This is a genomic window from Streptomyces sp. NPDC007875, assembly GCF_042868035.1.
Taxonomy (GTDB): Bacteria; Actinomycetota; Actinomycetes; order Streptomycetales; family Streptomycetaceae; genus Streptomyces; species Streptomyces antimycoticus.
This window is the reverse complement of record NZ_JBIADZ010000027.1, coordinates 79,248-105,405: the sequence shown is the minus strand read 5'-3', so window position 1 is coordinate 105,405 and position 26,158 is coordinate 79,248. Positions and strand designations below refer to the sequence as shown.

The 26,158-nt window shown below is 70.7% G+C and carries 25 protein-coding genes; 6 read left to right on the top strand and 19 right to left on the bottom strand.

Going from position 1 to position 26,158, the window contains the following annotated elements:
* Positions 1-73 precede the first annotated feature (73 nt).
* Genes ACFYOY_RS38640 through ACFYOY_RS38630 form a run of 3 tightly spaced genes read right to left on the bottom strand, consistent with a single transcriptional unit; the run spans position 74 to position 3,368 of the window.
* Positions 74-1,183, bottom strand: coding sequence for an NAD(P)-dependent alcohol dehydrogenase (locus ACFYOY_RS38640; protein WP_351902118.1), 1,110 nt, complete (start codon positions 1,181-1,183; stop codon positions 74-76).
* Positions 1,180-2,583 (bottom strand): aldehyde dehydrogenase family protein, encoded by a 1,404-nt coding sequence (locus ACFYOY_RS38635; RefSeq protein ID WP_388592290.1) that lies wholly within the window; start codon positions 2,581-2,583, stop codon positions 1,180-1,182. Before ACFYOY_RS38635 ends, ACFYOY_RS38640 begins: the two co-directional genes overlap by 4 nt.
* A gap of 8 nt (positions 2,584-2,591) precedes the next feature.
* Complete coding sequence (locus ACFYOY_RS38630) at positions 2,592-3,368, bottom strand: (5-formylfuran-3-yl)methyl phosphate synthase (protein ID WP_351902122.1); 777 nt, start codon at positions 3,366-3,368, stop codon at positions 2,592-2,594.
* A gap of 614 nt (positions 3,369-3,982) precedes the next feature.
* On the opposite strand from ACFYOY_RS38630, the gene ACFYOY_RS38625 reads away from it, so the two are divergent.
* Positions 3,983-4,264 carry a hypothetical protein gene (locus tag ACFYOY_RS38625; RefSeq protein WP_388592310.1) on the top strand — a complete coding sequence of 94 codons (282 nt, stop codon included), beginning with the start codon at positions 3,983-3,985 and terminating at the stop codon, positions 4,262-4,264.
* Between the two features lie 30 nt (positions 4,265-4,294).
* Positions 4,295-4,543: a hypothetical protein gene (locus tag ACFYOY_RS38620; RefSeq protein WP_388592288.1), complete on the top strand. Its 249-nt coding sequence runs from the start codon at positions 4,295-4,297 to the stop codon at positions 4,541-4,543.
* Here ACFYOY_RS38620 and ACFYOY_RS38615 read toward each other — a convergent pair.
* From ACFYOY_RS38615 to ACFYOY_RS38590, 6 genes are all read right to left on the bottom strand, one after another.
* Positions 4,540-7,467 carry an alpha-glucuronidase family glycosyl hydrolase gene (locus tag ACFYOY_RS38615; RefSeq protein WP_388592287.1) on the bottom strand — a complete coding sequence of 976 codons (2,928 nt, stop codon included), beginning with the start codon at positions 7,465-7,467 and terminating at the stop codon, positions 4,540-4,542. The two genes, ACFYOY_RS38620 and ACFYOY_RS38615, sit on opposite strands and share 4 nt — an antisense overlap.
* 155 nt (positions 7,468-7,622) lie before the next feature.
* Positions 7,623-8,762: a serine hydrolase domain-containing protein gene (locus ACFYOY_RS38610; protein WP_388592285.1), complete on the bottom strand. Its 1,140-nt coding sequence runs from the start codon at positions 8,760-8,762 to the stop codon at positions 7,623-7,625.
* Positions 8,759-9,592 (bottom strand): IclR family transcriptional regulator, encoded by an 834-nt coding sequence (locus ACFYOY_RS38605; RefSeq protein ID WP_351902126.1) that lies wholly within the window; start codon positions 9,590-9,592, stop codon positions 8,759-8,761. Before ACFYOY_RS38605 ends, ACFYOY_RS38610 begins: the two co-directional genes overlap by 4 nt.
* Positions 9,593-9,643: 51 nt before the next feature.
* Positions 9,644-10,054 carry a Rid family hydrolase gene (locus ACFYOY_RS38600; protein WP_351902128.1) on the bottom strand — a complete coding sequence of 137 codons (411 nt, stop codon included), beginning with the start codon at positions 10,052-10,054 and terminating at the stop codon, positions 9,644-9,646.
* Positions 10,051-11,178 carry an enolase C-terminal domain-like protein gene (locus ACFYOY_RS38595; protein ID WP_351902130.1) on the bottom strand — a complete coding sequence of 376 codons (1,128 nt, stop codon included), beginning with the start codon at positions 11,176-11,178 and terminating at the stop codon, positions 10,051-10,053. Before ACFYOY_RS38595 ends, ACFYOY_RS38600 begins: the two co-directional genes overlap by 4 nt.
* Positions 11,179-11,192: 14 nt before the next feature.
* The gene (locus ACFYOY_RS38590) at positions 11,193-11,963 is read right to left on the bottom strand and encodes a creatininase family protein (RefSeq protein ID WP_351902132.1); all 771 of its coding nucleotides are present in this window, start codon (positions 11,961-11,963) and stop codon (positions 11,193-11,195) included.
* A 62-nt stretch (positions 11,964-12,025) separates the two neighbouring features.
* Between ACFYOY_RS38590 and ACFYOY_RS38585 the strand changes: the two genes are divergently transcribed.
* Positions 12,026-12,964, top strand: coding sequence for an ROK family protein (locus ACFYOY_RS38585; RefSeq protein ID WP_351902294.1), 939 nt, complete (start codon positions 12,026-12,028; stop codon positions 12,962-12,964).
* 11 nt (positions 12,965-12,975) lie between these two features.
* Here the strand turns inward: ACFYOY_RS38585 and ACFYOY_RS38580 are convergent, their stop codons facing one another.
* Genes ACFYOY_RS38580 through ACFYOY_RS38560 form a run of 5 tightly spaced genes read right to left on the bottom strand, consistent with a single transcriptional unit; the run spans position 12,976 to position 18,164 of the window.
* A complete protein-coding gene (locus ACFYOY_RS38580) occupies positions 12,976-13,848 on the bottom strand; it encodes an ATP-binding cassette domain-containing protein (protein ID WP_351902134.1) in 873 nt (290 codons plus the stop codon).
* Positions 13,845-14,690, bottom strand: coding sequence for an ABC transporter ATP-binding protein (locus tag ACFYOY_RS38575; RefSeq protein WP_351902136.1), 846 nt, complete (start codon positions 14,688-14,690; stop codon positions 13,845-13,847). The genes ACFYOY_RS38580 and ACFYOY_RS38575 overlap by 4 nt, the downstream gene beginning before the upstream one ends.
* Positions 14,687-15,601 (bottom strand): ABC transporter permease, encoded by a 915-nt coding sequence (locus ACFYOY_RS38570; RefSeq protein WP_351902138.1) that lies wholly within the window; start codon positions 15,599-15,601, stop codon positions 14,687-14,689. Before ACFYOY_RS38570 ends, ACFYOY_RS38575 begins: the two co-directional genes overlap by 4 nt.
* Positions 15,598-16,590 (bottom strand): ABC transporter permease, encoded by a 993-nt coding sequence (locus tag ACFYOY_RS38565; protein WP_351902140.1) that lies wholly within the window; start codon positions 16,588-16,590, stop codon positions 15,598-15,600. Before ACFYOY_RS38565 ends, ACFYOY_RS38570 begins: the two co-directional genes overlap by 4 nt.
* Complete coding sequence (locus tag ACFYOY_RS38560; RefSeq protein WP_351902141.1) at positions 16,590-18,164, bottom strand: ABC transporter substrate-binding protein; 1,575 nt, start codon at positions 18,162-18,164, stop codon at positions 16,590-16,592. Before ACFYOY_RS38560 ends, ACFYOY_RS38565 begins: the two co-directional genes overlap by 1 nt.
* Before the next feature lie 319 nt (positions 18,165-18,483).
* Between ACFYOY_RS38560 and ACFYOY_RS38555 the strand changes: the two genes are divergently transcribed.
* A complete protein-coding gene (locus ACFYOY_RS38555) occupies positions 18,484-18,945 on the top strand; it encodes an RICIN domain-containing protein (protein WP_351902143.1) in 462 nt (153 codons plus the stop codon).
* 543 nt (positions 18,946-19,488) lie between these two features.
* Here ACFYOY_RS38555 and ACFYOY_RS38550 read toward each other — a convergent pair.
* From ACFYOY_RS38550 to ACFYOY_RS38540, 3 genes are read right to left on the bottom strand one after another with little or no spacing between them, the layout of a single operon-like run.
* The gene (locus tag ACFYOY_RS38550; RefSeq protein ID WP_351902145.1) at positions 19,489-19,965 is read right to left on the bottom strand and encodes a helix-turn-helix domain-containing protein; all 477 of its coding nucleotides are present in this window, start codon (positions 19,963-19,965) and stop codon (positions 19,489-19,491) included.
* Positions 19,949-21,004, bottom strand: coding sequence for an LLM class F420-dependent oxidoreductase (locus tag ACFYOY_RS38545; RefSeq protein WP_351902147.1), 1,056 nt, complete (start codon positions 21,002-21,004; stop codon positions 19,949-19,951). Before ACFYOY_RS38545 ends, ACFYOY_RS38550 begins: the two co-directional genes overlap by 17 nt.
* A complete protein-coding gene (locus tag ACFYOY_RS38540) occupies positions 21,001-22,173 on the bottom strand; it encodes an acyl-CoA dehydrogenase family protein (RefSeq protein WP_351902149.1) in 1,173 nt (390 codons plus the stop codon). Before ACFYOY_RS38540 ends, ACFYOY_RS38545 begins: the two co-directional genes overlap by 4 nt.
* A 252-nt stretch (positions 22,174-22,425) precedes the next feature.
* Here ACFYOY_RS38540 and ACFYOY_RS38535 point away from each other — a divergent pair, with 252 nt between their 5' ends.
* The gene (locus tag ACFYOY_RS38535) at positions 22,426-23,424 is read left to right on the top strand and encodes an NADP-dependent oxidoreductase (protein WP_351902151.1); all 999 of its coding nucleotides are present in this window, start codon (positions 22,426-22,428) and stop codon (positions 23,422-23,424) included.
* A gap of 97 nt (positions 23,425-23,521) precedes the next feature.
* Positions 23,522-24,016: a flavin reductase family protein gene (locus tag ACFYOY_RS38530; protein WP_351902153.1), complete on the top strand. Its 495-nt coding sequence runs from the start codon at positions 23,522-23,524 to the stop codon at positions 24,014-24,016.
* 235 nt (positions 24,017-24,251) lie between these two features.
* Here ACFYOY_RS38530 and ACFYOY_RS38525 read toward each other — a convergent pair whose 3' ends face one another.
* Together ACFYOY_RS38525 and ACFYOY_RS38520 are read right to left on the bottom strand one after the other, a co-directional pair.
* Entirely contained in the window at positions 24,252-25,169 is a 918-nt protein-coding gene (locus ACFYOY_RS38525) for an AraC family transcriptional regulator (protein WP_351902155.1), read from the bottom strand.
* 73 nt (positions 25,170-25,242) lie between these two features.
* On the bottom strand, positions 25,243-26,151 hold the full coding sequence (locus tag ACFYOY_RS38520; protein WP_388592278.1) for a zinc-binding dehydrogenase: 909 nt from the start codon (positions 26,149-26,151) through the stop codon (positions 25,243-25,245).
* Between the last annotated feature and the right edge of the window lie 7 nt (positions 26,152-26,158).

The window sequence follows — 26,158 nt, the reverse complement described above, 5'->3', positions numbered from 1 at the left end:
ACGAACAGCGGGGAATACGAAGTACGAATGATGTGGCGGTCGATCGGGTGGGCAGTGGCATTAAACGCCACGCTCATCGGCCCGTCCCAGCCGGAATCAGGACGGGTTTGACCACGCGGCCCGCGTCGCAGTCGCGTTCGGCCTCGTTGATGTCGGCGAGCGGATAGGTACGGATCAGCTGGTCGAAGGGGAACCGCCCGGCCTGCCACAGCCCGGTCAGCCGCGGAATCAGCAGTCCCGGCACCGCGTCCCCTTCGCAGATGTGGGAGATCCTCCGGCCCCGGTCCAGCGTGCCCGGTTCGAGTGGCAGTGCGGCGTGGAGCCGTGCCACCAGGCCGAGGTGGCCGGTCGGGCGCAGGGCCCGGAGCGCGTCGTTGATCAGCTGGGCGGAGCCCGTGGTGTCCAGCGCGTACTGCGCGCCACCGTCGGTCAGTTGCCGAATGCGCTCGGTCAGGCCGGCCGATGCGGCGTGCAGCGGGAGCGCGCCGAGCCGTCCGGCGAGGGCCAGCCGTTCGGGGTGCCGGTCGACGGCCACGGTCACCGCCCCGGCGGCGGTGGCCGCCATCACCGCGGCCAGGCCCACCGCTCCCGCGCCGAAGACCGCGATGGTGTCGCCGGGGCCGGCACCGAAGGAGGTGAAGACCGCTCCGGCGCCGGTGAGGAAGCCGCAGCCGAGCGGTCCGAGCAGTTCGATGGGCAGCGAGGAATCGACCCGGACGGCATTGCGAGCCGGGACCATCGCGTACTCGGCGAACGAGGACTGGCCGAACCACTGGGGAGCCAAGGCGACTCCGGCCGCGTCGGTGAACCGTGCCGCGTTCTCCTTACGCCCTCCGAAGAGGTTGAGCGAGGCGAAGGAGTCACAGTAGGCGGGGGCCGCGCCCAGACAGCTCCGGCAGTGTCCGCAGGAGTCGAAGCTCAGCACGACATGGTCGCCGACGCCGAGGCCGGTGTCCGGGCCGCCCGTCTCCACCACGACCCCGGCCCCTTCATGGCCGAGCACCGCCGGCAGCGGTGAGCGGCCCGCCGAACGCCGGACCGCGAGATCGGTGCGGCACATCCCGCAGCCCGCGATCTGGACCAGGATCTCGCCGTCGGCCGGCCCGGCGTCCAGGGTCACCTCCTCGACGGCGAAGCGGCTCTCGTACGAGCGCAGTACAGCCGCACCGAACCTTTTCGTCACGCCTCCTCCGGACGGTGCACGACGAACGGCCTGAGGTTTCCGTAGAGCCCCCACGGCCCGCCCGCGACGCCGACACCGCTGTCCTTGACGCCGGCGAAGGGCTGGGCGAGGGACAGTTCGGCGTGGTGGTTGATCCACGCCGTCCCGCACTCCAGCCGGCCGGCCACCGCCTCGGCCCGGTCGAGGTCGGCCCCCCATACCGAGCCGCCCAGTCCGAAGCCGGTGTCGTTGGCCGCCTCGACGGCTTCGTCCAGGCGCCGGTACGGCAGCACCGGCAGGACCGGGCCGAACTGCTCCTCGGTCACCACCGGGCTGCCGGACGGGACGTCGGCCAGGATCGTCGGCGCGAAGAAGTAACCCGGTCCCTCCAGCCGGTGACCACCGGCCGCGGCCCTGGCACCGTCCGCCAGGGCCTGGGCCGTACAGCGCTCGACCCGGGCCAGCTGGGGGGCGTTGCCGACCGGCCCCAGCTGGGAGCCCGGGTCGAGTCCTGGTCCGACCACGACGGTCTTCGCGCGCTCCGCGAGGGCCTCGACCACCTGGGAGTAGAGCCGGGCCGGGGCGTAGACGCGCTTGACCGCCATGCAGACCTGCCCGCAGTTGCGGAACGCCGCCCAGAACAACCGGTCCGCGATCCGCTCCACCTCCACGTCCTCCAGCAGGATGGCGGCGTCGTTGCCGCCCAGCTCCAGGGTGACCCGGGCGAGCGAGGCCGCCGCGCCGTTGGCGACGGCCCGTCCGGTGGCGATCGAACCGGTGAAGGTCACATGGCGGATCCCTGGATGGGACGCGAGGCGGGCACCGAGGGGCTCGCGACCGGTGACGATCGTCAGTACGTCCTGGGGGAGGGCGGTGGAGAGGACGGCTCCCAGCAGCCGTGTGGCGAGGGGTGTGAACGGGGAGGGCTTGAGCACCATCGTGTTGCCCGCGGCGAGCGCGGGCGCGAACTTCGCCGACGCGAGCTGGAGGGGAAAGTTCCACGGGACGATCGCGGCGATGGGTCCGAGCGGTCGCCAGCGGATCTCGGTGCGTACCGCCCGACCGTCTGTGATCGGCTCGGGCACCGGGTCCAGTTCGGCGAAGTAGCGCAGGCGGGCCGCCGCGCGGGCGATCTCCGCGTACGACTCGGCCAGGGGTTTGCCCTGTTCACGGGTGAGCAGGGGAGCGAGGTCGGCCCCGGCCGCCTCCACGGCGTCGGCCGCCGCGAACAGCGCGGTGGTGCGGGCGACGGGGTCGGCCCGCCAGTCGCGCCAGGCATCGTGGGCCCGGCCGACGATGGCGTCCAACTCCTCCGGCCGCTGGTCGGGAGCCTCGTCGAAGGCCACGCCCGTCGCCGGATCGAGGACGGCGAAGCGCTCGCCGATGGGCCCCGGGGTACGACGGGGCTGATGTGTCGGCATGCCCGCGGTCAGCTCGCGGTGGCGACGGTGGCCGCGTACTCCCGGGCGTGCCGGTCCATCTCCGCCCGGAAGGCGGCCACCAGCTCCGGCTGAATCCTTCCGGTGTTGCGGTCGCCTCCCTCGCAGACCGCTCCGCGCACCCCCACGATGTCGGCGCCGATGCGGGTCAGTTCGCCGAGGTCTGCTGCCTTGACGCTCCCCGCGAGGGCGGCGAGCAGATCGGCCTCATGGGCCAGTCGGACGAACTCCGCGCAGACGTCCGGCGGAACGTGGTCGAACAGCCGTGTCCCGTCCTTGATCGCGGTGTCGAGCATGGCCGCGTCGGAACCGGAGCGGCGGGCGATGTCGGGCAGCGCGAGCGGGTTGACACAGCCGATCCGGTGGGCGTCGGCGTAGCCCGAGGCGACGACGAAAGCGTCCGGCCGGTAGTCCTTCACCGCCCGGACGACCCCGCGCATGACATCGATGGCCTGGTCGGGCGTCGTGCATCCATAGAGGCCGACCTTGATGTATGTGGCTCCGGAGACGGCGGCACCGAGCGCCGCCTGGGCCACCGTGCCGGGCTTGTACGGCACGTCTCCCACGGTGGCGGACACCGGCTTGTCGGCCGGGACCGCGTCGCGGATCTCCCTGATGATCCACGGGAAGTTCGCACCGAGCGAGCCCTCGTCGGGCTTCTTGACATCGACGATGTCGAGGTGCTCCGCCGCCTTCGCGCAGTCGAGGGCCTCATCGACGCTGTCCGGGGAGATGAGAAGCAACAACGTACATTCCTTCCACCGCATGTCCACCCGCCACAGGGCAGGTGTGCGGAGTCGTGGATCACGTGCGGTCCGCTCATCATTGCCGTGGCTCGTGGCCACCGGCAGGGCGCGCGGAGTCCGAACGGGTCATTGCATGGCGCACCCGCGCCCCCAACGCACCGTCTACGCCGTTTCGAAGCAGCCGCGCGCGATGTATCCGTGGTCCGGCGGCCTCGCCGATCAACGTCGTCCGCACGAGTAAGGCGCCCGCCAACCGTGATGCGCGGGAGCCGGTCAACCGCGAGCGGGGCCGGGAGCGTTGTGGCCTCGAGGGCGGGCCCGTCCCGTACTGCCTGCCCTGCAGCCGGGTCCCGCTGCGGGAGGCCACCGCGAGCTGGCATGCTCCTGCGAGCGGTTCGCGGAGCTGCGGGACCGGGGCGTCGAGCCCCATCTGGAGAGCTTCGGCGGGTGCATGATGGGCCAGATGCGCCCGCCCCGACTGCTCATCGCCATCACCGTGCTCGAAGGGCTCTTCTTCCACAGGCACGGGCTGCGCAGCATCTCGCTCTCGGCACTGTCGTACGTGGAACCTTCGACAACCGTGAACACCACAGCCGCCGGATCGTCGCCCGCCGGAGCGGGTCTGGCAGGAACTCATGGATTGGCGGGTCGGCGACCTCGCCATCGACTTCGGCCTGATGCGGGTGCGCGGCGGCCCCAAGACCTGGGTGAGCGGTGTCGACACCGGCGCCCACCAGGGCATGGACCTGCGGGTCCTGGAGTCGTTGGCACCCCGGGAGATGGCCGCCGACCCGCCCCATGAGGGGGTGCTCGGCGACACCGCCCGCTACACGCGCTGCGCCCCCGCCCGGACGTCGAACGCGGCGATCCGGAGGCGTTCGCACACTTCGACGAGGCGGGCTGGTCCAAGGTGGTGATGAACGTCCGGCTCACCCCAGGGCGACGGCATGTGGCTGTCCACGGAGACCCGGGTGCTGAACACCGCCCCAGCCACCCGCCGCGCTTCCGCCCTGTACTGGGGCTTCGTGCGGGCGGGCAGCGGCATGATCCGCCATGACCTCCTGCGGGCCATCGCGAAGAAGGTGGCCACCACCTCGGGCCAGGACGGCCTGGCCGCCGGTCGGCCCGAGGGGCCACCCACACTCGCTCAAGGGCCCGTCAGCAAGCCGACGGGCCCTGGTGAGCAGCGAGGCTAGGCCCGCCGCTGGTCGTCCGCCACGACCACGCAGGCGCTGAGATGCCAGGTCTCGTCCTCCTTCGCGGACAGCTCCAGGTCCACCTCGCGTCCGGAGGATCCGCCGTCCAGCGGGATCCGGAGCCAGGTGAACTCCCGGCCGTCGAGCTGCTCGCTCCGGGCCTTCTCGATCCCGTCCACCCGGACGATGAGCGACCTGTTGAGGGTGTTGGGGTCGCCGGTGAGCAGATGCGCGGTGCAGGGTCCGGCGGGCAGCCTCAGCCGCAGCACGGTCGGGGCGCTGTCGCGTACGTAGTCCCGGCGGACGACATCGAACAGTCCGGTGTCCGTGGCGTCGGGCGTGTTGCCGACCCAGCCGAAGCCGGCGCCCTCGTGCCAGCCGCTCGACGGTGAGAGCCGGGTGTAGTCCTTCAGAAGCGGCGCCGAGTCGGGCCCGGCGTCCAGCGCGTGTACGCATCGCGCGGCGGGTGGGACGACGACGGCCTTGGCCAGGCTGCGCAGCGAGGCGTCGAGGACCGGCACCGCGCCCGACCTCGGGCGCGCGTGCAGGGTGGCGAGCGCGGGCGTCGGCGGCGGCACGACGGGCATCTTCACCGTCTCGCCCTCCCGCGAGGCCACGTAAGCGGCCGCATCCTCGGACCGCCAGCCCTCGGGTACATCCAGTGTGGTCACCGTGCGCAGCCCGGAGCCCGTCGCGTTGAGGACCTGCACTGGAAGCCCGTTGCGCTCTCCGCCCAGCAGCACGGTGTCGGCCGGGGCGACGATCGCCTGGAGCCAGGCGCGGCGCTCGTCGCGGATCCGGCTCAGGTCGAACCAGTAGGCGACCAGGGTGTCCCGCCACCGGGCGGCCTCGGTGATCTGCTCCCCGAACTGGCGGTGCACATCGGCGAACCGCCGGTGGTCGACACGGCGGCGCAGCCCCTCCCAGTCCGTGCGCATGTCCGCCACCCGGGCCGCGCCGGAGAAGTGCGTGTCGTAGATGTGCTGGATCACGGTCGTGCCGCGCTCCAGCCGGTGGGTGTACGGGACATGGTGGAGGAAGAGGAGCAGCTCCTCGGGGCAATTTTCCAGCGACTCGTAGACGTCCCGTGTCGTCGGCGCGTACAGCTCGGTGTAGCCGTTGCCGGTGGCGGCGGTGCGGTCGTAGCCGATGCCCGCGCGGTCCGACTTGTGGAACTGAGTGGTCGTCGTCGGGCTGGGGTCGAAGTGCCCGGCCACCGAGGCGTCCGGCGGATGGGTGAGGTATCCCGTGCCCAGCGGCGAGGTGTAGTCCTCGTAGGTGCGCCAGGAGTCCAGAAGCAGGGCGGAGACCGTCTCGATGACCTGCGGGTCGTTGCCGAAGGTCATCCGGATCCACTCGGCGGCCAGGTCCTGCGCGGACAGGTCCGGGTTCCAGGCCAGCCGTCCGTAGCCGTGGGTGTTGGCGGCGGCCAGATGTGAGCCGGTCCAGTTCCTGGCATCGCCGAAGTTCATCACCCCGGCGAATCCGAAGTGCGTGTAGGAGTGCACCCGGCCGGTCACGACACGGGCCACGGTGCTGCCCTCGCCGGCCTTGAGCGTGTCGAAGTCCAGGACTTCCTTCCACTGCGGAACCAGATAGCACAGATGGGTGGCGTGCCCCGTGTACTCCTGTGTCACCTGGAGTTCGATCATCGAGTTGGTATGCGGCAGCGAGCCGAAGAGCGGGTGGGCGGGCTCGCGGACCTGGAAGTCGATCGGCCCGTTCTTGATCTGCACAACGGCGTTGTCCGCGAACTTCCCGTCCAGCGGTGTGAAGTCGAGGTAGGCCTGCCGGTCCCACCTCTCGTCACTGTCGTGCACGAACGCCCGCCACATCACGATCCCGCCGTACGGCCTCAGCGCGCCCGCCAGCAGATTGGCCCCGTCGGCGTGGGTGCGTCCGTAGTCCAACGGCCCGGGGCGGCCCTCGGAGTTGGCCTTCACCAGGAAGCCACCGAAGTCCTCGATCTTGCCGTAGATCTCCTCGGCCTTCTTCGTCCACCAGCCGCGCACCCCCGGGTCGAAGGGGTCGGCGGTGTCCAGTCCGCCCAGGTCGATGGGGGCGGCGAAGTTCGCCGTGACGTACAGCGCCACGCCGTAGCGGCGCAGTACCCCGGCCAGGGCGGCCAGCTTGGTCAGGAACGGCTCGGCGAGGTAGTCCGCCGGCGTGTTGACATTGTTGATCACGGCGCCGTTGATGCCGAGCGAGGCCAGGACCCGTGCGTAGTCCGTGTACCGGGTGTCGAGCTGTGGCAGCTTCTCCCAGTCGAAGAAGGACCGGCCCGCATAGCCGCGCTCGATCGAACCGTCGTCGTTGTCCCAGTGGTTGGCCATGCGCAGCGGGGTGGCCGGGCGCTCCGTGAGGTCGACGTGCTCCAGCGGCTGTCGGGTCTGTACGAGCCGCAGCAGGTGGAACGCACCGTAGAGCACACCGCGGTCGGCGTGGGCCGCCACCACGGTGAAGTGTTTGCCGCGCCGGGCGACGCGGCGGACGACGTAGCCCTCGTCGCCGAGCTCGGCCAGGTCGGCCGCGGGGACGAGTTCTCGGATCAGGGAGGAACCCGTCGGGGTGCCGACCACGAGTGACGCGTGGGAGGGGGCGCTGGTGCGTGGCGCCACCCGGGTACCGAGCAGCCCGGTGAGCCCGCGGGCCAACTCCTCCACCGCCGACTGCTGGAGCGGGCCGCCTCCCTGCCAGACCAGGGTCCTCAACGCGGCCCGGTACCCCTTGAGCTGACCGGGATCCTCCACCCGCCGGTAGCGCAGCCACAGGTCGTACCCGTCCTCGGCGGGCAGTGCGGCCGCGGACGGTTCGGCGCCGAGGACCGGCTGTGCCGACGCCGGGACGGAGAGACCGAGTGAAGCGGCTGTGCTTCCCAGAGCGGCCGCGGACAGAAGGCTGCGGCGCCGTATTCCTGAGCTCATGAGTCTCACTTCCGTTGAAGAACGAACAGTGCACATCCAGGCCAGGATCAAGCTCCGCAACCGTCACACTCATCACGACACGTGTCAACACAACGAACCACAAGGGAACATGGCGCCCTTGTCACCTATCAAAATCCAACAAACCCGAGCCTGCGTCAGAGCGCGTCCGTTGCGCGGGCGAGGGCCGCCGCGTGGTGGTGGAAGGCGCGGCGGACCGCCGGGAAGCGGCGGGGCTCGCGGCTGGGGTGGACGCGGTTGGTGAGCAGGACGTAGTAGCGGCCTCCCGCCCCGTTCACCCCCGGCTCCACCCACAGACTCGTCCCCGTAAAGCCCGTGTGGCCGTACGAGGACGGACCCATCGCCATACCGACCGGCGAGCCCACCGCGTCCTGCCCCTGCCAGCCGAGGCAGCGGCGCAGCGGGAGGCCCTCCGTATGGCAGGCGGTCATACGAGCGAAGCCGGCCGCGCTCAGCAGACCCTCGCCGCCCGCCGCGAGCGCCCGGCCCAGCCGGTCCACGTCGGCCAGCGACGCGAACAGGCCGGCGTGGCCGCAGACCCCGCCGAGCACCACCGCGTTCTCGTCGTGCACCTGGCCGGTCACCAGACGGCCGCGCCAGGTGCACAGCTCGGTGGAGACCGCGCGCTCGCGGGCGGCCGGGCCGGGCACGAACACCGTCTCGCGCATGCCGAGGGGCGCGCACACCTGCTGCGCCACCAGCTCGTCCAGGCCGGTGGCGGTGGCCCGTTCGAGGATCAGGCCGAGCAGGATGAAGCCCGCGGAGGAGTACTCCACCACCGTGCCCGGCGCGCCGCGCAGCGGCAGCTCGCGGAGGGCGGCGAGCAGCCCGTCCCGGTCGGAGTGCGCGCGCCACAGGGGGGTACCGCCGGGCAGTCCGGAGGTGTGGGCGAGGAGCTGGGTGAGGGTGATGTCCGCCTTGCCGGGCACGCCGCGGTACTCCGGCAGGTACGCGCCGACCGTGTCGTCGAGGCGCAGCGCTCCCGCCTCCGCCAGCCGCAGCGCGGCCAGGCCCACGATCGGCTTCGTCACCGAGGCCAGGTCCCACAGTTCGGTGCCGTTCAGCTCCGCCCCGCCCCAACTGCGGGTGCCCAGGTGCCCGTGGACCGTCCGCCCGGCCGCGGTGCCGACCGACCAGGCGGCCGCGGAGTAGATCCCGGTCCGGCGGCCGGCTGCCAGGAGTCCATCGAGCGGCGCCGGTTCGTCTGACGGGCGCGGTCCGGCTGTTCCCGTCCGGTCCGCCCTCAAGGTGGTCCGACCGCCCGCCGCCCTGCTCACTCCAGCCCCCGCACGATCCCCAGCGTTCCCGCGCCGCCGCGCAGCGCCGCCGACACCGTGCCGGCTGCGGCGCGCACCATCGGCCCCAGCATCGCCACGCTCCCCTCGTCCAGCATGAACGTCAGCCCGACGATGCCGACCGCGCCGGCGACCTGGCCGCCAGGCCCCAGCACCGGGGCCGCGATGGCGCGGACGTCCTGCTCCGCGTATTCGTCGTCGACCGCATAGCCCTGTTCGCGCACGGCGGGCAGAGCCGCGAGCACGGCCTCCGGGTCCGTCGCCGTCCGCGGCGTACGGGCCGGGAGGGGCGCGCTGCCCAGCAGCTCCGCCGCCATGGGCGACGGAAGGGCCGACAGCATCGCCCATCCCACCGCCGAGCAGTACAGCGGGACTTCGCCGCCCGCGGCCGGCGCCATGTGGTACGCGGACGACGGCTCCGAGTGCGTCACATGCACCGCCACGGCGCCGTCCCGTACCGAGAAGTGGGCCAGGTGGCCGGTGCGCTGCCGCAGGTCGTCCAGGACCGGGCGGGCCAGCCGCAGCTCGCGGCTGGACGCCATCGTCGTGGCGGCGAGCCCGAGCAGACGCGGTCCGGCCTGGTAGTTGCCGCCGGGGCCCGGGACCGCGTATCCGGCGTCGGCGAAGGTCTGCAACAGACGGTGGACGGTCGGCTTCGGCAGCCCCGTGCGGGCGGCGAGGTCGGCCAGGCGGTGCGGGGCGTCGGGCTGGACCAGTGCGTCCAGCACCTCGAGTGCCTTGTCCACAGGGCCCTTTGCGGCGGCACGCGGCTCCTCGCGGTGGCTCGCGGGGGTATTGACCGGCTTCGGCATGTCGCTCAGCCTAACCCATCGCCGTTCCATTATCCGGAACGGATAGACGATTCATCGGAACGCCCCGTCCGTGCCCGGTAGGACAGCCACCACATCGATCTCCACCAGGATGTCCATCAGATCAGAGCCGACGGTGGTGCGCACCGGACAGGGCTCGCTGAAGAACTCGCGGTAGGCGGCGTCGTACGCGGCGAAGTCCCGCTTCAGGTGCTGCAGATGCGTCGTCACCTTCACCACGTCCCGCAGGGTCAGCCCCTGTTCGGCGAGCACGGCGGCGATGTTGCGCAGTACCTGTGCGGTCTGTGCCGCGACGCCTTCCGGAATCTCGCCCGTCACCGGGTTCTGCGGGCCGAAGCCCGCCGTGTACAGGAACCCGCCCGCCACCACGCCCTGGGAGTAGGCACCCGCGGGGCGAGGGGCCCCGGGCGTGTGCACGGCCCGCTTGCTCATCCGCTCGCTCATCCCGTCAGGTCCCCGTCCCGCTCGTTGGCCGCGGCGTAGTGCCGGAGCTTTTCCTCGTCCACGCTCACGCCAAGCCCCGGTCCCGTCGGCACCCTCAGTCGGCCCTTCTCCAGGTGCAGCGGCTCGATGATGTCGTCGGCGTGCAGGTAGTACATGCTGTCGATGGCGCGCGAGAGCACGGGGGTGCTGGAGACGACGGCCAGGTGCGCCGCCGTGGCGATGCCGAGCTCGCCTCCACTGTGCAGGTTCATGCCCAGGCCGAAGGTCTCGCAGTGCGCGGCGAGCGCCTTGGTCGCCGCGATCCCGCCCCACTTGTAGACGTCACCGTGGATGACGTCGACGGCGTTCAGCCGCATGGCGGGAGCGAACTCCTCGAAGCGCACGACACACATGTTGGTGCACAGCGGGATGCGCACCTTCGCCTTCACCTGGCTCATGCCCTCGATGCCGACGCAGGGGTCCTCCAGATACTCCAGGTCGAGTTCCTCCAGGGCTATGCCGGCGCGTATCGAGTCGGGCACCGACCAGGCCGCGTTCGGGTCGACACGCAGGTTCACCTCGGGCAGCGCCTCGCGCACGGCACGCAGGATGGCGACATCGCCCGCGCAGTCCTTCGTGCCCTTGAGCTTGACGGCCTCGAAGCCGCCCTCCGCCACGACGCGTACCGCGTGCTCCGCCATCGCCTCGGGCAGGCCCGGGCCCCGCGCGCCCGGCGCGTCGGCGCGGGTGATGAGCGCGGTGATCGGCACCTCGTCGCGGACGGCACCGCCCAGCAGGTCGGTGACGGACTGATCGGTGGCCTTGCCCATCGCGTCCCAGCAGGCGACATCGAGGGCGGCGATCGCCGCGTAGCCGAGGTAGCCGTAGAAGAACGGCACCATGTGCTGCTTGCGGTGAAAGCTTTCCAGCGCGAAAGGGCTGGTCCCGATCAGGTCCGGGGCCATCGACCGGACGATCGCGGCGACCGGCGCGCCCCACATCGTCTCGCCCCAGCCCTCGACGCCCTCGTCGGTGCGAATGCGCACCACGGTGCGCGTCTCGCCCGTCTTGGTCTCGAACGAGCTGGTGAAGGGGTTGACGAGGGGGAGGTTGACCACCCATACGTCGACGTCAGTGATCTTCATTGCTACTCCTCGCATCATCGGGGTGACCGGCTCGCCGCGTCGAAGGCATGGATCGCCCGGGCCAGTCCGCGTGCCCGGTCCTCCAGCAGCCGGTCGCCCCGGGCGGCGTCGGCATCGCAGGCGTCGTCCGTGGAGCCGCCGACCCGCTCCCACTCCCCGTGGCGTTCCACGGTCAGGCCCGGGTAGGGCGGGGTGTCGAACAGGGGCGGCGGTTCGACCGGAGCGCGGGCCGGCACGGGCGTCCGCACCAGGTCCGGGTGGGCCGCCAGCATGAGTGACGTCTCGAACCATCCGGCATGCCCCGGGGTGACATCCGGCCGCCCCGCTCCGTCCTCACCCGCGGTGAGGGTCCAGTACGAGCAGGCGGCGACCGTCACCGGGGAACGCAGCGCGAACCGCTTCACGGCGAGCCGCATGATCTCGTCGTTGCCGCCATGGCCGTTCACGACCATGATGCGGCGGTATCCGCTGGTCACCAGCGAGTCGAGGATGTCGTCCAGGACCGCGCCCAAGGTCGCCGCGGAGAGCGAGACGGCCGCAGCGAACAAGTGGTGCGGGCTGTGCCCGAAGGGCAGCGCCGGCAACCGCACCACGCCGGGCCCGGCCTCCCGGGCGAGCATGTCCAGCGCGCGGTCCACCACCTTCTCGACCAGGAGGGTGTCGGTGCCCATCGGAAGGTGCGAGGCGTGCTGCTCCTGCGAACCGATGGGCAGCAGGGCGATGCCCATCTCGCCGGCCCGGCGCACCTCTCGCCAGGTGAGTTCGGTCAGTCTCGATTGGCTCACAGTGCTACCTCTCCGAAACGGGGCCATGGCAGAGTCGGCGCATGGCCCACAAACGTTCTCCGTTGCGACTGGTCCCCGAGGCCGCGCCGCAACCGGCCGTTCCCCAGGCGCCGCGGCGGCTGGGGGCCGTCGAGCTGGTCCCCGGTCGGGTCAGGGCGGCCGTACTGTCCATGGCGGGCCGGATCCTGGACCGCACCGAGTCGTCGTACGACGCGGCCACCGCGACCCCCGCGGACATCGACACGGCGCTGGCCGGGGCGGCGGTGGTCTTCGCCGGCCATGAACTCCAGGGGATCGGGGTGGCCGCCGCCGGGCTCGTGGACCCCGTCACGGGCCTGATCATGGAAGTGAACGACGCGCCCGGACTGCACGGCTATCCGGTCACGGAGCGGCTCGGCGCGCTCACCGGGGCGAGCGTGCGGGTGGAGCACCGGGCGCGACTTCAGGTGCTCGGCGACCGCTGGTTCGGCGCGGGTCGTGGACGGCGCACCTTCGCCTCGGTCTCCACGGGCGAGGTGCTCGGGGTGGGGCTCCTCTACGACGGCGAGGTGATGGCCCCGCCCGGCGGGCGCAGCGGCGCGCATATGACCGTGTCGGCCAGCGGCGAGCGGTGCACCTGCGGGAACCGCGGCTGCTGGAAGACCGTGGCCACCACCGGCTGGCTGCGGGCCCGGGCCCGCGCCGTGGGGCTCGGGGGCCATACGTCCCTGGAGGCACTGGTGAACCGCGGGGACGCGCTCGCCGGGCAGGTGGTGGAGGAGTACGCGCACAACCTCGCTCTGGGGCTGGTGAACGTGCAGCAGCTCTTCGCACCCGGCCTCTTCATCCTGCACGGCGAGGCGCGCGAGGGCGGTGAGCGGTTCCGCACCGTGGTGGAGGACAGGCTGCGGGACGCCATCGCCTTCTCGGGCGCCGAGCAGCCGCGGGTGCTCGTCGGCACGGCCGCCGTCGACGATGTCGCGCTGCTCGGCGGCGCAGGTCTCGTCGTCTCGCATCTGTAGCGCGCGGGCGGTCATCGGCTCTCTTCGCTCGTCAGGGACGGGCGGTCCGCGGCACGGCGGCCCCTGCGCGGGTCGAGGACCGGCACCGCGTCGAGCAGTTGCCGGGTGTAGGGGTGCTTGGGGGTGCGCAGTACCGCGGCCGTCTCGCCCACCTCGACCAGGCGCCCTCGGCGCATCACCGCGACCCGGTCGGCCACTTGCCGTACGACGGCGAGGTTGTGCGAGACGAACACATAGGTGAGGCCCAGCCGGCTCTGGAGATCCGCCAGCAGGTCGAGGACGGTGGCCTGCACGGAGACATCCAGTGCGCTGGTGGGCTCGTCGAGCACGAGCAGGCGGGGCCGGAGCGCCAGGGCCCGTGCGATCGAGACGCGTTGGCGCTGGCCGCCGGAGAACTCGTGCGGGTAGCGGTCCTGGATGCCGGCGTCCAGACCCACGGCCTCCAGGAGTTCCCCGACCCGTTCCCTGGTGCGGGCCCGGGCACGCCGCCCGCGTGCCTCGGGATCGTGGGTGATCAGCGGTTCGGCGACGATGTCGGTGATGCGCATCCGCGGGTTCATGCTGGAGTACGGGTCCTGGAGGACGACCTGCATCTGGCGGCGTACGGCACGCAGTCCGGCGGGGGAGAGGGCGGCGAGGTCCTGTCCGTCGAAGCGCACGCTTCCGGCGGTGGGTTCGACGAGCTTGAGCAGCAGCCGGGTGAGGGTGGTCTTGCCGCAGCCGGACTCGCCGACCAGGGCGAGCGTCTCACCTTCGTGGACCTCGAGCGAGACGTCGTCGACGGCCACGTTCACCGTCCTGGTGCCGAACTCCTTGCGCAGTCCGACGAGTTCCAGGAGGACCTTTCCGCCCGGGGGCGCGGGCGCAGCGGCTTCGGTGGTCATGCCGCCTCCAATCGCGGGGTGGCGGCGAGCAGTTTGCGGGTGTAGTCGTCGGCCGGACGGTCGAAGACGTCGAGCACGTCGCCGGTCTCGACGACCTTGCCCTGGTTCATGACCACGACACGGTCGGCGGTCTCCGCCACGACCGCGAGGTCGTGGGTGATCAGCACGACCGCCATGCCGTGCTTGTGCTGGAGGGTGACGAGCAGGTCGAGGATCTGGCTCTGCACGGTGACGTCCAGGGCGGTGGTCGGCTCGTCGGCGATGAGCAGGCGGGGCCGTCCCACCAGCGCGGTCGCGATCATCACGCGCTGGCGCAGGCCCCCGGAGAGTTCGTGCGGGTACTGCCGGTAGCGCAGGGCCGGGTCGGGTATGCCGACCTCCTCCAGCGCGTCCAGCGCGGCGTCCCTGGCCGCGGCGCGGGACATGCCGGTGTGGTGTCTGAGCACCTCGGCCACCTGCGTCCCGACGCGTTGCAGCGGATCGAGGCAGGTCATCGGGTCCTGGAACACCATGGCGATGTCGCGGCCCCGGATCCGGCCGAGTTCCTTCTCGGAGAGCGTCAGCAGGTCACGTCCGTCGAAGAGGATCTCGCCGCTCGCGTAGACGCACGGAGGGCTCGGGTTCAGGCGCGGAACGGACAGTGCGGTGGCGGTCTTCCCGCTGCCCGACTCTCCGACGACGGCGAGGGTCTCACCGGCCCGGACGTGGAGGGAGACGTCCCTGACGGCGTGCACGACGGAGGTCTCGAGCCTGAAGTCGACGCTGAGGCCGTTGATTTCCAGCAGCGGCTGCTCGTCCGCCGGCCGCTGGGACGGGTCGGTTGTCGGTCGGTCGATGGTCATCGGCGGTAGGCCTTCGGGTCCGCGACGTCCCGCAGGGCGTCGCCGGTGATGTTGATGGCGAGAGAAGTCAGCATCAGCGTGATGCCGGGGAATACGGCGACCCACCAGGAGGTGCCCAGATAGAGCTGGCCGTCGGAGAGCATGGCGCCCCAGGTGACCGTCTCCTTGGGCACGCCCAGGCCCAGATAGCTCAGGGAAGCCTCGGCCACGATCGCGGCGGCGACGTGCAGGGTCCCGATCGTGGCCAGCGGCGCCATCACGTTGGGCAGCAGGTGGCGGCGCATGATGGTGACGTCGGTGACGCCGATCGCCCGGGCCTCGGTGATGAAGTCGCGCGTGCGCAGCGACATCACCTCGGACCGCACGACGCGGGCGTAGGAGACCCAGCCGGTGAAGCCGAGCACCAGGATCACGTACCACAGACCCGAGCCGAGGAAGCCGACGATGGCGAGGGCCAGGAGCAGCGAGGGGAAGGCGAGCTGGACATCGGCGAGCCGCATGAGCACCCGGTCCGCCCAGCCGCCGAAGTAGCCGGAGGCCAGTCCCACGACGGTGCCGATGACACCGGCGAGCAGGGCGGCCCCCGCGCCGACGAGCAGGGAGACCCGGGCGCCGTAGATGACGCGCGAGAGCATGTCGCGGCCCAGCTGGTCGGTGCCGAGGAGGTGGGCGCCGCTGCCGCCGTCCTGCCAGGCGGGGGGCCGCAGCCGCAGGAGGAGGTTCTGCGCGTTGGGGTCGTAGGGGGCGACGAGCGGTGCGAACAGGGCGGCGATCAGCAGTACGGCGAGTACCGCGAGCGCCAGGACGGCGAGCTTGTTGCGCAGCAGCGCGCGCAGGACGACGGACCGGGAGCCGCCGGCCGGTGCCGCCGCCGGGGCATGGCCGGTCGCGGCAGGTGACATGAGGGTCATCGTGACGTCCTCACCCTCGGGTCGAGGAAGCTGTAGGAGAGGTCGACGAGCAGGTTCACCACGACGAAGGTGGCGGCGAAGAACAGGACGGTGGCCTGGACGAGCGGGAAGTCGCGATTGGAGATCGCCTCGACGGTCAGCTGTCCGACTCCGGGCCAGGAGAAGACCCGTTCGGTGAGGATCGCCCCGCCGAGCAGGTTGCCGACTTCGAGACCGATGACGGTCACCACCGGCAGTGAGGCGTTGCGCAGCCCGTGCCGGAGCACCACCTTCAGCGGCCCGAAGCCCTTGGCGCGGGAACTGCGGATGTGGTCGGAGGACAGCACGTCGATCAGCGAGGAGCGCAGCAGCCGCGCGACGACGGCCACGGAGTAGACGGCGAGGGTGACCGCCGGCAGCACCAGGTTGGCGAAGGTGCCGTATCCGGAGGCGGGCAGGGCGTGCAGCCAGACGGCGAAGACCAGGATGAGGAGGATGCCGACCCAGAACGGCGGGGTGGACTGGCCGAGCAGGACACCGGTCATCACGGTGTGGTCGGAGCGGCGGCCGCGGCGCATCGCGGCGAAGATGCCCGCCGGGATGGCGATGACGAGGGTCACCGCCAGGGCGGCGGCGGCCAGCTCGATCGTGGCGGGCAGCCGGTCGGCCAGGATTTCGCTGACGGGCTGGCCGTAGACCAGGGAGTCGCCGAGGTCCAGGCGGGGCAGTCCCCAGAGGTAGTCGAGGTATTGCGTGAACAGTGGCCGGTCGAGTCCGAGGGACGCGCGGAGCACGCTCTCCTGGTGGGCCGTGGCGTCGGGCGGCAGCAGGATCTTCACGGGGTCGCCGGAGAGCCGTACGAGGAAGAACGAGACGGTCGCCGTGCACAGCAGGACGAACAGCGCGGTGCCCAGGCGCCTGATGACGGTGCGCAGCAGCCGTGCCGTGTCCCGGTGGCGCGTCGGGGTGTCCGCCGGGGCGGGTGGCTTGTCGAGGGTGAGGGCGCTCATCAGGAGACCTCCGCGCTCTCCATGGCGAGGACACCTGCGGATCCCGGCGTCCAGCGGGGGCGGTCGTTGCGAGCGAAGATGTTGTCGAGCTGGTAGAGGAAGACGAAGGGTGCTTCCTGGCGCATCAGCCGTTGCAGGTCCGAGAAGGCCTGTTTGCGCTTCGTGGGGCTCTCGGACAGCTCTTCGATGTCGATGAGGCGGTCGGCTTCCTTGGAGTGCCAGCGGCTCTGGCGCCGGTCGCTGCGTACGTTGGACTGGACGATGCTCTGGCCGTCCATCGTCCAGACGGTGCTCGCCGCCAGGTAGATCGGGCCGAGTGCTCCCCGGTTGTCGGAGGTGAGCCGGGCGGCGTACGTACCGGGGTCGAGCAGGTTGACCCGGGCTCGCACCCCTGCTCTGGCCAGCAGTCCCGACAGGGCCTCGGCGACATTGGAGTCGACGTTGGAGGCGGTGAGTGTCGTGGCGAAGCCGTGCGGGTGGCCGGCCTCGGCGAGGAGGGTGCGCGCGGTCTCCAGGGAGCGGGTGAAGGGCTTCACCGTGGGGTCGAAGCCGAAGGCGCCGCGCGGCACGAGGGCGGGTGTCTCGGTGGCCTTGCCGCCGAGCACGGCCTTGATCAGCAGGGGGACATCGATCGCGTGGTTGAGCGCCTGGCGCACGCGACGGTCCTGGAGCGGGCCCCGTTCCAGGGTGTTCAGGGACAGATAGGACGTGCGGATCCCCGTGTAGCCGTCCAGCGTGACACCGGAGTAGCCGTCGAGCTGCTGAGCGGCGTCCGGGGTGAGTCCGGCGACGAGGTCGACGCCTCCGCTCTGGAGGGCGGCGAGGGAGGACGAGGCGTTGGGCGCGGGGCTGAAGACGAGGCCGTCGACGCTCGGCCGTCCGTTCCAGTGGTCGGCGTAGGCCCGCATGCGCAGTTCGTGGTCGCGCCGCCAGCTGACGAACGTGAAGGGGCCGGTGCCGACGGGGTGTTCGGCGAACGCGGCGTCGCCCGCCTCCGAGAGGTGGCGGGGCGGCAGGATCACTCCGCCGAACAGGGAGAGCTTGGCGGGCAGGATCGGGTCGTGCACGGTGGTGTGCACATCCACGGTGAGCCGGTCGACCACGGTGACGCCCTTGACGTAGCGCAGTTCGACGATCGGTGACTTGGTGGCGGGGTCGAGCAGCCGCTCGATGCTGAACGCGACGGCCCGCGCGTCGCACGCCTCACCGTTGTGGAAGGTCACCCCGGGGCGGAGCGCGAAGCGCCAGGTGCGCGCGTCGGTGGCCTTCCAGGAGAGGGCGAGCCTGGGGTGCAACTGGTTGTCGCGGCCCCGTGTGGTGAGCGTGTCGAACATGTTGATCAGAACGTTCATGGACACCATGTCGCCCTGCTTCTGCGGGTCCAGCGTCTTGGGGTCGCCGGGCTGGGAAACCCGCAGGACGTTGCCGGCCCCGTCCGCGGCGGCGTTCGTGCCGCACGCGCTCAGGAGCGCCGGAGCGCTGAGGGCCCCGAGCAGCAGACCACCGGTCCGCAGGACGCCGCGTCGGGTGGGACGGCCGCGGTCCACCGTGCGCCCCTGATGAATTCGTTCCATTGAACAACACCTCCGTTCCGTCAGATGGAATGTGGTTGGGTTAAGCTAAGCGACATGGCGAAGGTGGTCAACACCCGGTCGGTCGACCGAGTCGGTGAGGGAGTTGGCGATCCCCAGATCGATGCCGACCACCGAGCCGGTCGGCGCAAGCGGTTCGGGCCGGCCGGACCTTCATGAGGGCCAGGCCCGGTGGTCGTACAGCTCACCGGGACCCGTCCCGGGCCGGTCTGGCCATCGTGAAGGCCAGGGCCGGTGGTCGTGCAGGTCGCCGGGATGTCCAGGGGGTCGCCAGGGTTCGGCCCCGGAGAAGGGAACGGTCATGCTTGCATTACGATCCGGACGCCGCAGCCGCGTGGCCGGACTGACCGCCGTACTTGTGACGGGAGTCCTCGGCATCGGTGTGGCCAACGCTTCCTCAGCGAAGGCAGACGCGATCAACACGTTCACGAACCATGCGACCTCAAAGTGCCTGGAATATGGGTACACCTCCTCGAACTGCGACGGTCACCCGGCCCAGCAGTGGAATGTCCACGCGTGGGCGGACGGCACGCGCGAGCTGAAAAACATGTTCGTCGGCAAGTGTCTCGACGACAGCAACCAGTACGGGCTGCGCACATTCCCCTGCAACGCCACGCCCTACCAGAGCTGGTATGTCATCCGCCACAACAACAACACGCTGTCGCTGAGGAACGAGGCGACCGGACGGTGTCTCGACGACAGCCTCGAATACGGGCTGCGCACCTTCTCCTGCAATGGCATGTCGTATCAGGAATGGTACTGAACACCCGCTTGGTCGCCGCGCGGCTCAGGGCGGGCCCTCAGCGGTGAGCCGCACCGTGTGAGATCAGCCGGGCGGGTCCCGGGCGTGTGCCCGGGAGCCAGCCGGCGCGCCGGTGCCGCAGTTCCTCCGTGAGGGCGCGATGCCGCCCCTCTCGCTCCTTCCGCTGCCGAAGTTCCTCCTCGGCGCGGCGACGCCGCTGCGCCTCCTGCCTTCCCTTGCGGTGCCGTTCGTCCTTGTCTTCCAAGTCCGCCAGGGCAAGGGAACCTTCGTGAGCTCTTCGGAGACCTGCCAGACGTGCTGGGCCTCCTCGGTGCCGCGAAGGCGCGAGTAGAGCTTCTGGCCTGCTGGACCGCGGGTTCGCCCGGATCGGCGAGGGTGATCGGGCCACGGGTGCCTGGGCGAACGACGTGGCCCGGTTGGCACACGTCGCCGCGCTGCGCGATTCCTCCTTGGCGGACCTGGCTGCGCAGGTCACCGCGCTCGCAGCCCGGCACCTCGGCAGCAGCGACGCCTGATGTACGCACTCCGGCTGGAGAGGTCACCTCATGGTGTATCGCCCGTGAGGTGCACATTGTGCGCGGTGACCGGTTCCCCGCATTGGTCGCAGGTCAGCCTCGGATGTGTGGGCGATCCGCACACGTCGTGCGTCCAGGCCACCTTGGATCCGCTGCCCGCCGGTTCGTCCGGGAGATAGGTATTGCCCCATTCCATCAAGATCTGGATCGCCGGGAAGAGATCGAGGCCGGCCTGGGTGAGGCGGTATTCGTAGTCGCTGCGGATCGGACCGCCCGCGTAACGCTCCCGGATCAGCAGGCCGACGTCCACGAGCTTGCCGAGCCGGTTCGACAGAGTGGGGCGCGGAATGCCCAGGTTCTGAGCGAATTGTCCGTAACGGTGCACACCGAAGAACGCTTCGCGGAGGATCAGCATCGTCCATCGCTCGCCGACCAGGTTCAGGGTCCGCGTGACCGAGTCGTCGCCGCGCGAATCCGGGGGCTGCGCCTCAGGGGTGTCCGTCACCGAGTGATCGTATCCCGTCGTCGCAGGCCGGCCGCTTCGCCCCGATCGGCCCCGAGACGAGGTCCGGGGCGTGGTCCCTGATGAAAGCCAAGGTCCGAGCGCCGTCGCAGTCGTCCGCCGTCGTGGGTACCAGCCCGATGTGGTCGGCGCCGGCGTCGAAGTAGCTCTCGATACGTCGCAGTACTTCAGGTCCTGAGCCGATCGCGCCGACGGCCGCCGGAAGCTCGGGGGGAATCTCTGGGACGAGCGTATGGCGGTCGGCGGCGGAACGCGCCTTGCGGACGAGGCTGCCGAAGCCCAGTTCGGTGAACATCTCGCCGTATCCCGGTGGGCGGAGGTAGACGGCGAGCTGCGAGGCGAGCTGGTGGTGGGTGGCCGGGTGCGGCTCGACGGAACAGGTGACCCATACCGCGAGCCGTGGTGCGGGCAGCCCGCGGGCTTCGGAGAGGGTGTCGATCGACGCGCGGATCTGGGCGATGTGTTCCGGCGGCACCAGGTTCAGCACGACCTCGTCCGCGGTCTCCGCCGCGACGCGCGTCATGCGGGGCCCGAACGCCGCGACGCTGATCGTGGAGTCCGGCTGCGGCTGGCGCAGCCGGAAGCCCCGTGTGCGGATGTGCCGTCCGGAAAAGGCGGCCCGCCTTCCACCGAGGAGTTCACGCAGCACCGTGACCGATTCCCTGGTGCGCTGCGGGTTGCCGCTCCAGCTGCGGTCGTGCCAGTCGGAGACGATGTGCGGGCTGGACGCTCCCAGTGCCACATCCACATGTGTGCCCGTCAGCGTTGCGACGCTGGCGGCCCCCATGGCGATGGCGACGGGGGAGCGCACGCCGACGGCGAGGGGGCCGACCGTCAGCCGGGGGATCGAGGTGCTGTTGGCGACGGCGGTGGCGAGGGCGAACACGTCGAAGGTGGCCATCTCGCCGAGCCACAGCCGCTCGAAGCCGCAGGCACTCGCCTGGTGAGCGATCCCGAGGGCTTCCAGGTCGGGCCGGTCCAGCCAGTACGGAAGTACCACGCCGAGCGATCGCCGCCTCACAGCTGTGCCACGTTCGTCGGGAGGCCGAGCAGGATGCGGCCGGTCGTCTCCCACGTGGCCGGGCTCACCTGGAGGTGGGCGGTGGCGGTGGTCGCGTCCCGGAAGCGACGCTGGAGCGGCGAGCTGTCGTAGACCGCCGATCCGCCGCCGAGGTCGTACATGGCGCGGACGACCTCCGCCGACGTGCGAGCGGCGTGGGCCGCTGCCAGACGCAACCCGGTGCGGAGGTCGAGCGCCACTGTGCCGGTGGTGCACGCCGCCTGCCAGGCGTCGTCGATGGCGGAGTAGAAGAAGGCGCGTGCGGCGCGCAAGGCGGCCTCCGCCTGCCCCACGGCGGCCTGCGTGGTCGCCTTCTCCGCCAGGGTTCGCCGCGAGCCGGTGGCCACCTTGTGGCCCGCGAGGTCCATGAGGTCATCGATCGCCCCGCGTGCGTTGCCCAGCGCGGCCGCGGCGATGGACAGCGCGAAGTACCCGTAGATCGGAAAGCGGTACAGCGGAGCGTCGATCAGCGGACCCTCGTCCAGGGCCAGTACGCGGTGCGCGGGAACGAACACCTCCTCGGCCACGGCGTCATGGCTGCCCGTCGCGCGAAGGCCGGATGTGTGCCAGGTGTCGAGTATCCGCAGCTGTTCGGCCGGGATCCCGACCGCGCGGAGCGTCGGCGCACCGTCCTTGTCGCCACGGCCGTCGTCCAGGACGCAGCCGCCGAAGAAGTAGTCCGCGTGGGTGATCCCGCTGCAGAACGACCAGCGGCCGGAGACGACCACGCCCCCCTCGACCGGGCGGGCCTTGGCCCGGGGCGCCCATACGCCCGCCGCGATCGTGCGCGGGTCACCGAAAGTCTCGGCGGCGCCCTTCTCCGGAAGGTACGCCGCGAGCAGGCTGCTGGTGAGAGCGATCGAGACGCACCAGCCGGTGGCGGCGTCGCCGCGCGCGATCGTCTCGGCGCATTCGAGTGAGACGGCGGGTGGGGCCTGCGCGGCTCCGAGAACCTCGGGAGCTCCGCAGCGCATCAGCCCGGAGTCACGGAGCGCATCGATCAGCTCCGGGCTCAGCCGGCGCTCCCGTTCGCTGTCGGCGGCCGCGGCCTGCGCCTGGAGACGGATGCGATCCGCCGCCTCCCTGAGGCTTTTCTGATTCGCGTCCGCCTCGTGAAGCGTGTGGGGCATGGGAGACCTCTCCTCGGCACAGGTGCTTTGGGTAAGTAGTTCATTTGCTTTACTAGTTCAGTCGTTATACTTTCGCCCCGTGCCGCAGCAGTCAAGTCGAAGGGGGCATCATGCGGTCGGCGGACATGACAGACCATCACCGAGCGGCGCATGACGCCGAGCCCGTGGCCGTAGGCGCGGGCACCGGAGGCTTGCGTGTGCTGTGGCGCTGCCGCGCGCCGGGCAGGCGACACGCAACGGAAAAGGGAAACCATGGACATCAATCACCAGCTGGTGCTCGCCGCACGTCCCGAAGGCGATGTGAAGGACTCCGACTTCACCCTCACCACCGCTGAGATACCCGCACCGGGCGAGGGGCAGGTCGTCGTCAAGGTCGATCTCATCTCCATCGACCCGGCGATGCGGAGCTGGATGAACCCGGGCGCCTCCTACGTACCCCCCGTGGACCTCGGCGCCGTCATGAGGGCCGGCGGGATCGGCACGGTCATCGCGTCCCGGCATCCCGACCACGCGGTCGGCGACGAGCTCTACGGAGCCTTCGGCGTTCAGGAATACGCGCTGTCCGACGGCACGGGCCTCCACAAGATCGACACCTCGATCGCACCGAAGACGACATACCTCAGTGCGCTCGGCATCACCGGCCTCACCGCCTACTTCGGCCTCTTCGACGTCGCCCGTATACAGCGGGGTGACACCGTTGTGGTCTCAGGCGCGGGAGGCGCCGTCGGCAGCATGGTGGGTCAGATCGCCAAGATCACCGGCTGCCGCGCCATCGGTATCGCGGGTGGCCCCGAGAAATGCCGGACCCTGGTCGAAGCGATCGGCTTCGACGCGGCCATCGACTACAAGAGTGACGACGTGCGGAAGGCCTTGCGCGAGTACGCCCCCGGCGGCGTGGATGTGTACTTCGACAACGTCGGCGGCCCGATCCTGGACGCGGTGCTGACCAGGCTTGCGCGCGGGGCACGCGTCGTCATCAGCGGCGCGATGTCCCAATACAACGACCAGCGCCCGAAAGGCCCGGCGAACTACATGTCGCTGCTCGTGAACCGGGCATCGATGACCGGCATGGTCGTATTCGACTACGAGGACCGCTACCCCGAGGCGACCCGACAACTCGCCCAGTGGCTTGCGGAAGGCAATTTGACCTCGGCCGAGCACGTCGTGGAAGGCGGCCTCAGGGACTTTCCGGGCCTGCTTCGCGGCCTGTTCACCGGAGCCAACACCGGAAAGCTGATCCTTCAGCTGTAGGACCAGCGGAACACCGAAGGTCCCTGTCTGCCGGCGGACAGAACCTATCGCCCAGCACCTCTGTGCCAGACTGCCATTTTCCATCCAGGGAGCTGCGATGGCCGAATCCGAGAATGCGCTGCTGATGTCTTCCTTCCGTGAGGCGATGGCCGGTGTGGCCACGCCGGTGACCGTCGTCACCGCGATGGACGGAGGACGGCCGCACGGCACCACGGTCAGCGCTTTCGCGTCGTTGTCGATGCGACCGCCCATGGTTCTGATCGCCCTCGACCGTCGTTCGGAACTCTTGGCGTTGATCAAGTCGTCGCTGCGGTTCGGAGTCAATGTCCTGGGGCACGGGCAATCCGCGCTGGCGCTGGCCTTTGCGCGCAAGGGGGGCGCCGGAAGGTTCACCGGCGTGCCCTGGGAGGTGGATTGGGACGTCCCCCGGCTATCCGCCGCCCCCGGCTGGCTGGCCTGCGAGGTGGCGGATGTGGTGGAGGGAGGAGACCACGTGATCGCCCTGGGCAACGTCCTGGCGACCCAAGCCGCCAAGGATGCCCCGCTCACCTACCACGCCCGGGCCTTCGGCACCCACGTCGCGCTGGCATAGACCCTGGCGGGCAGCCGCATCACACCGAACCCCGCAACTGACCTCACGCCAGTTCGGCCGTGGTCGAGGCCGCCGTGGTGCTGGTTGCCGGGGACCCCAAGGCGGTGGGATTGCTGCGCGAGCATATGGCCGCACATCCGCTGCACGGACGGCGTCGCGGCCCTGCTGTGGTACTGACACCAGGAGTTCGGTGGAGCGGTCCAAGGTCTTCCAGGCCCTGTGCACCTGCCTGCGATCACTTGCGAAGTCGAGAACGGTACTCGCCGGGGGCCATGCCCCGGGCACGTCGGAAGGCACGGCTGAACGTGTGCGGAGAGCCGTATCCGACCGCACCGGATATCGACTCGACCGGCTCATCGGTATCGCGGAGCCGGACGGACGCCAGGTCCATGCGCCACTGCGTCACGTACGCGCCCGGCGTCTGTCCGAGGGCGGACCGGAAGTGCCTGGACAGTGTCGCCCGGGAGACGCTCGTCGCGATGGCCAGGGTCTCCGTGGTCCAGGGGTGTTCCGGTCGGGCGTGAACACATGCCAGGGCGTCGCGCACGACCGGATCACGCATGGCGCCCAGCCATGAGCCGGACTGCTCCTGCGGGTGGCGGTCCAGCCAGGCGCGTACGAACTGGACGAGCAGCAGGTCGACGATGCTGTTGACGGCGGCGGTGGTGCCGATCTGCGGCTGCGCGAGTTCCGCCGTGAGGAGTTCGACGGTCCTTTTGAGCTGTGCGTTCTCCCGGGCTGCGACGTGCATCGGCCGGGCGAGGGAGGTGAGCACCGGTGTGCTCACCTCCGGGTCCTGCTCATAGTGCAGGACGATCACTTCCGTCTGCGCCGGTGCCGAACCCAGTTGGAGGGCGTTGCCATCGGCGATGGCCTGGACCGCCGCCTTCGGGTCGCAGGTGCCCATCGTCACGCTGGAGCCGCCGGCTATCCCGTGTGCGGTGCCCGGCGACAGCAGGACGGCTCCTCCGGCCTGTACCTCCAGGGGTTTCTCGCCGGTGACGTGGAGCCACATCGTGCCACGGGACACCACGTGCAGTGCCGCTCCCGGATAGGAGTCCAGCCACTGGCCCCAGGTTCCTCCGGCCTTCAGCACAACCCCGAGCGCCCCACGTGCACCCGAAACACGCAAGGCCTCCGCGAGTACGTCCATGGCTCCATTCTCATCCACTGCCGCGATCCGCGGCCGCCGGCGGACGACGTCGCATGTGTTTCTCGCCCAGGGCTCACACCACGTCAAGAACGATCTTTCCGTGCACCTTCCGGGCGAACAGCGCCTGGATGGCGTTGTCCACGTCCTTCCAGCCGCCTCGCAGTCCGACCGGCGCCGCAAGACTCCCGGCGGCCACCAGGCCCAGCAGATCCGTCAGCTCCTCGCCGGGCGGCGTCATGTCGCCGTAAGTGGCGATGGTGCGGGGTTCACCGAAGCCGAACAAGGTCCCTGAGGGAAACGTGGTGTCCTGGCCCGAGGTGAAGCCGACCAGGTGGATGGTGCCGCCCTCGGCGAGGGAACTCCACGCTCGGGCTGACAGCGGCCCGCCGACCGTGTCCATGACGAGGTCGAACCGGTCCTCGGTTTCGGCCAGGTCGGTCAGGACCTCGTCGGCCCCGAGCTCGCGGAGTCCGGCGGCCCGGTCCGGCGATCCGACGAGTGCCGTCACCCGGGCGCCCGCCAGCGCGGCCAGCTGGACGGCGAAGTGCCCCACGCCCCCGCTGGCACCGGTGACCAGGACGTTGCGTGCCAGCAGGGAACGCTTGCGCAGCACCCGGAGCGCGGTGACCCCGGCGACCCCCAGCGCGGCGGCGTCGGCCAGATCCACACCCCCGGGAACGGTGCCGAGCCAGGCAGGGCCGACCGCCACCCGCTCCGCCCATGCGTAGGGAGCCATTCCCAGCGCGACGCGCGCACCTTCGGGCGGCCCCGAGCCGTCGGATGCGGCGCGCACCACGACGCCGGCCGCGTCATGACCGTGCACAGCGCCGGTCGGCCACTGGTGCGCATACCTCAGCTCGCCGAAATTGAGACCGATGTGCCGTATCTCCACCAACGCCTCACCGGTGGACGGTACGGGCTCATCGACATCGGCGAACCGGACGGGTCCGGCCTCGCTGTGATCGACCACAAGGGCGCGCATAAGGTGT

What these genes read in the sequence shown, in the direction of transcription:
- ACFYOY_RS38635 (WP_388592290.1), bottom strand. Translation starts at nt 2,583, where the DNA reads ATGCCGACACATCAGCCCCGTCGTACCCCGGGGCCCATCGGCGAGCGC.
- ACFYOY_RS38630 (WP_351902122.1), bottom strand. Translation starts at nt 3,368, where the DNA reads ATGCGGTGGAAGGAATGTACGTTGTTGCTTCTCATCTCCCCGGACAGC.
- ACFYOY_RS38625 (WP_388592310.1), top strand. Translation starts at nt 3,983, where the DNA reads ATGGATTGGCGGGTCGGCGACCTCGCCATCGACTTCGGCCTGATGCGG.
- ACFYOY_RS38620 (WP_388592288.1), top strand. Translation starts at nt 4,295, where the DNA reads ATGTGGCTGTCCACGGAGACCCGGGTGCTGAACACCGCCCCAGCCACC.
- ACFYOY_RS38615 (WP_388592287.1), bottom strand. Translation starts at nt 7,467, where the DNA reads ATGAGCTCAGGAATACGGCGCCGCAGCCTTCTGTCCGCGGCCGCTCTG.
- ACFYOY_RS38605 (WP_351902126.1), bottom strand. Translation starts at nt 9,592, where the DNA reads ATGCCGAAGCCGGTCAATACCCCCGCGAGCCACCGCGAGGAGCCGCGT.
- ACFYOY_RS38600 (WP_351902128.1), bottom strand. Translation starts at nt 10,054, where the DNA reads ATGAGCGAGCGGATGAGCAAGCGGGCCGTGCACACGCCCGGGGCCCCT.
- ACFYOY_RS38595 (WP_351902130.1), bottom strand. Translation starts at nt 11,178, where the DNA reads ATGAAGATCACTGACGTCGACGTATGGGTGGTCAACCTCCCCCTCGTC.
- ACFYOY_RS38580 (WP_351902134.1), bottom strand. Translation starts at nt 13,848, where the DNA reads ATGACCACCGAAGCCGCTGCGCCCGCGCCCCCGGGCGGAAAGGTCCTC.
- ACFYOY_RS38575 (WP_351902136.1), bottom strand. Translation starts at nt 14,690, where the DNA reads ATGACCATCGACCGACCGACAACCGACCCGTCCCAGCGGCCGGCGGAC.
- ACFYOY_RS38570 (WP_351902138.1), bottom strand. Translation starts at nt 15,601, where the DNA reads ATGACCCTCATGTCACCTGCCGCGACCGGCCATGCCCCGGCGGCGGCA.
- ACFYOY_RS38565 (WP_351902140.1), bottom strand. Translation starts at nt 16,590, where the DNA reads ATGAGCGCCCTCACCCTCGACAAGCCACCCGCCCCGGCGGACACCCCG.
- ACFYOY_RS38560 (WP_351902141.1), bottom strand. Translation starts at nt 18,164, where the DNA reads ATGGAACGAATTCATCAGGGGCGCACGGTGGACCGCGGCCGTCCCACC.
- ACFYOY_RS38555 (WP_351902143.1), top strand. Translation starts at nt 18,484, where the DNA reads ATGCTTGCATTACGATCCGGACGCCGCAGCCGCGTGGCCGGACTGACC.
- ACFYOY_RS38540 (WP_351902149.1), bottom strand. Translation starts at nt 22,173, where the DNA reads ATGCCCCACACGCTTCACGAGGCGGACGCGAATCAGAAAAGCCTCAGG.
- ACFYOY_RS38535 (WP_351902151.1), top strand. Translation starts at nt 22,426, where the DNA reads ATGGACATCAATCACCAGCTGGTGCTCGCCGCACGTCCCGAAGGCGAT.
- ACFYOY_RS38530 (WP_351902153.1), top strand. Translation starts at nt 23,522, where the DNA reads ATGGCCGAATCCGAGAATGCGCTGCTGATGTCTTCCTTCCGTGAGGCG.
- ACFYOY_RS38525 (WP_351902155.1), bottom strand. Translation starts at nt 25,169, where the DNA reads ATGGACGTACTCGCGGAGGCCTTGCGTGTTTCGGGTGCACGTGGGGCG.
- ACFYOY_RS38520 (WP_388592278.1), bottom strand. Translation starts at nt 26,151, where the DNA reads ATGCGCGCCCTTGTGGTCGATCACAGCGAGGCCGGACCCGTCCGGTTC.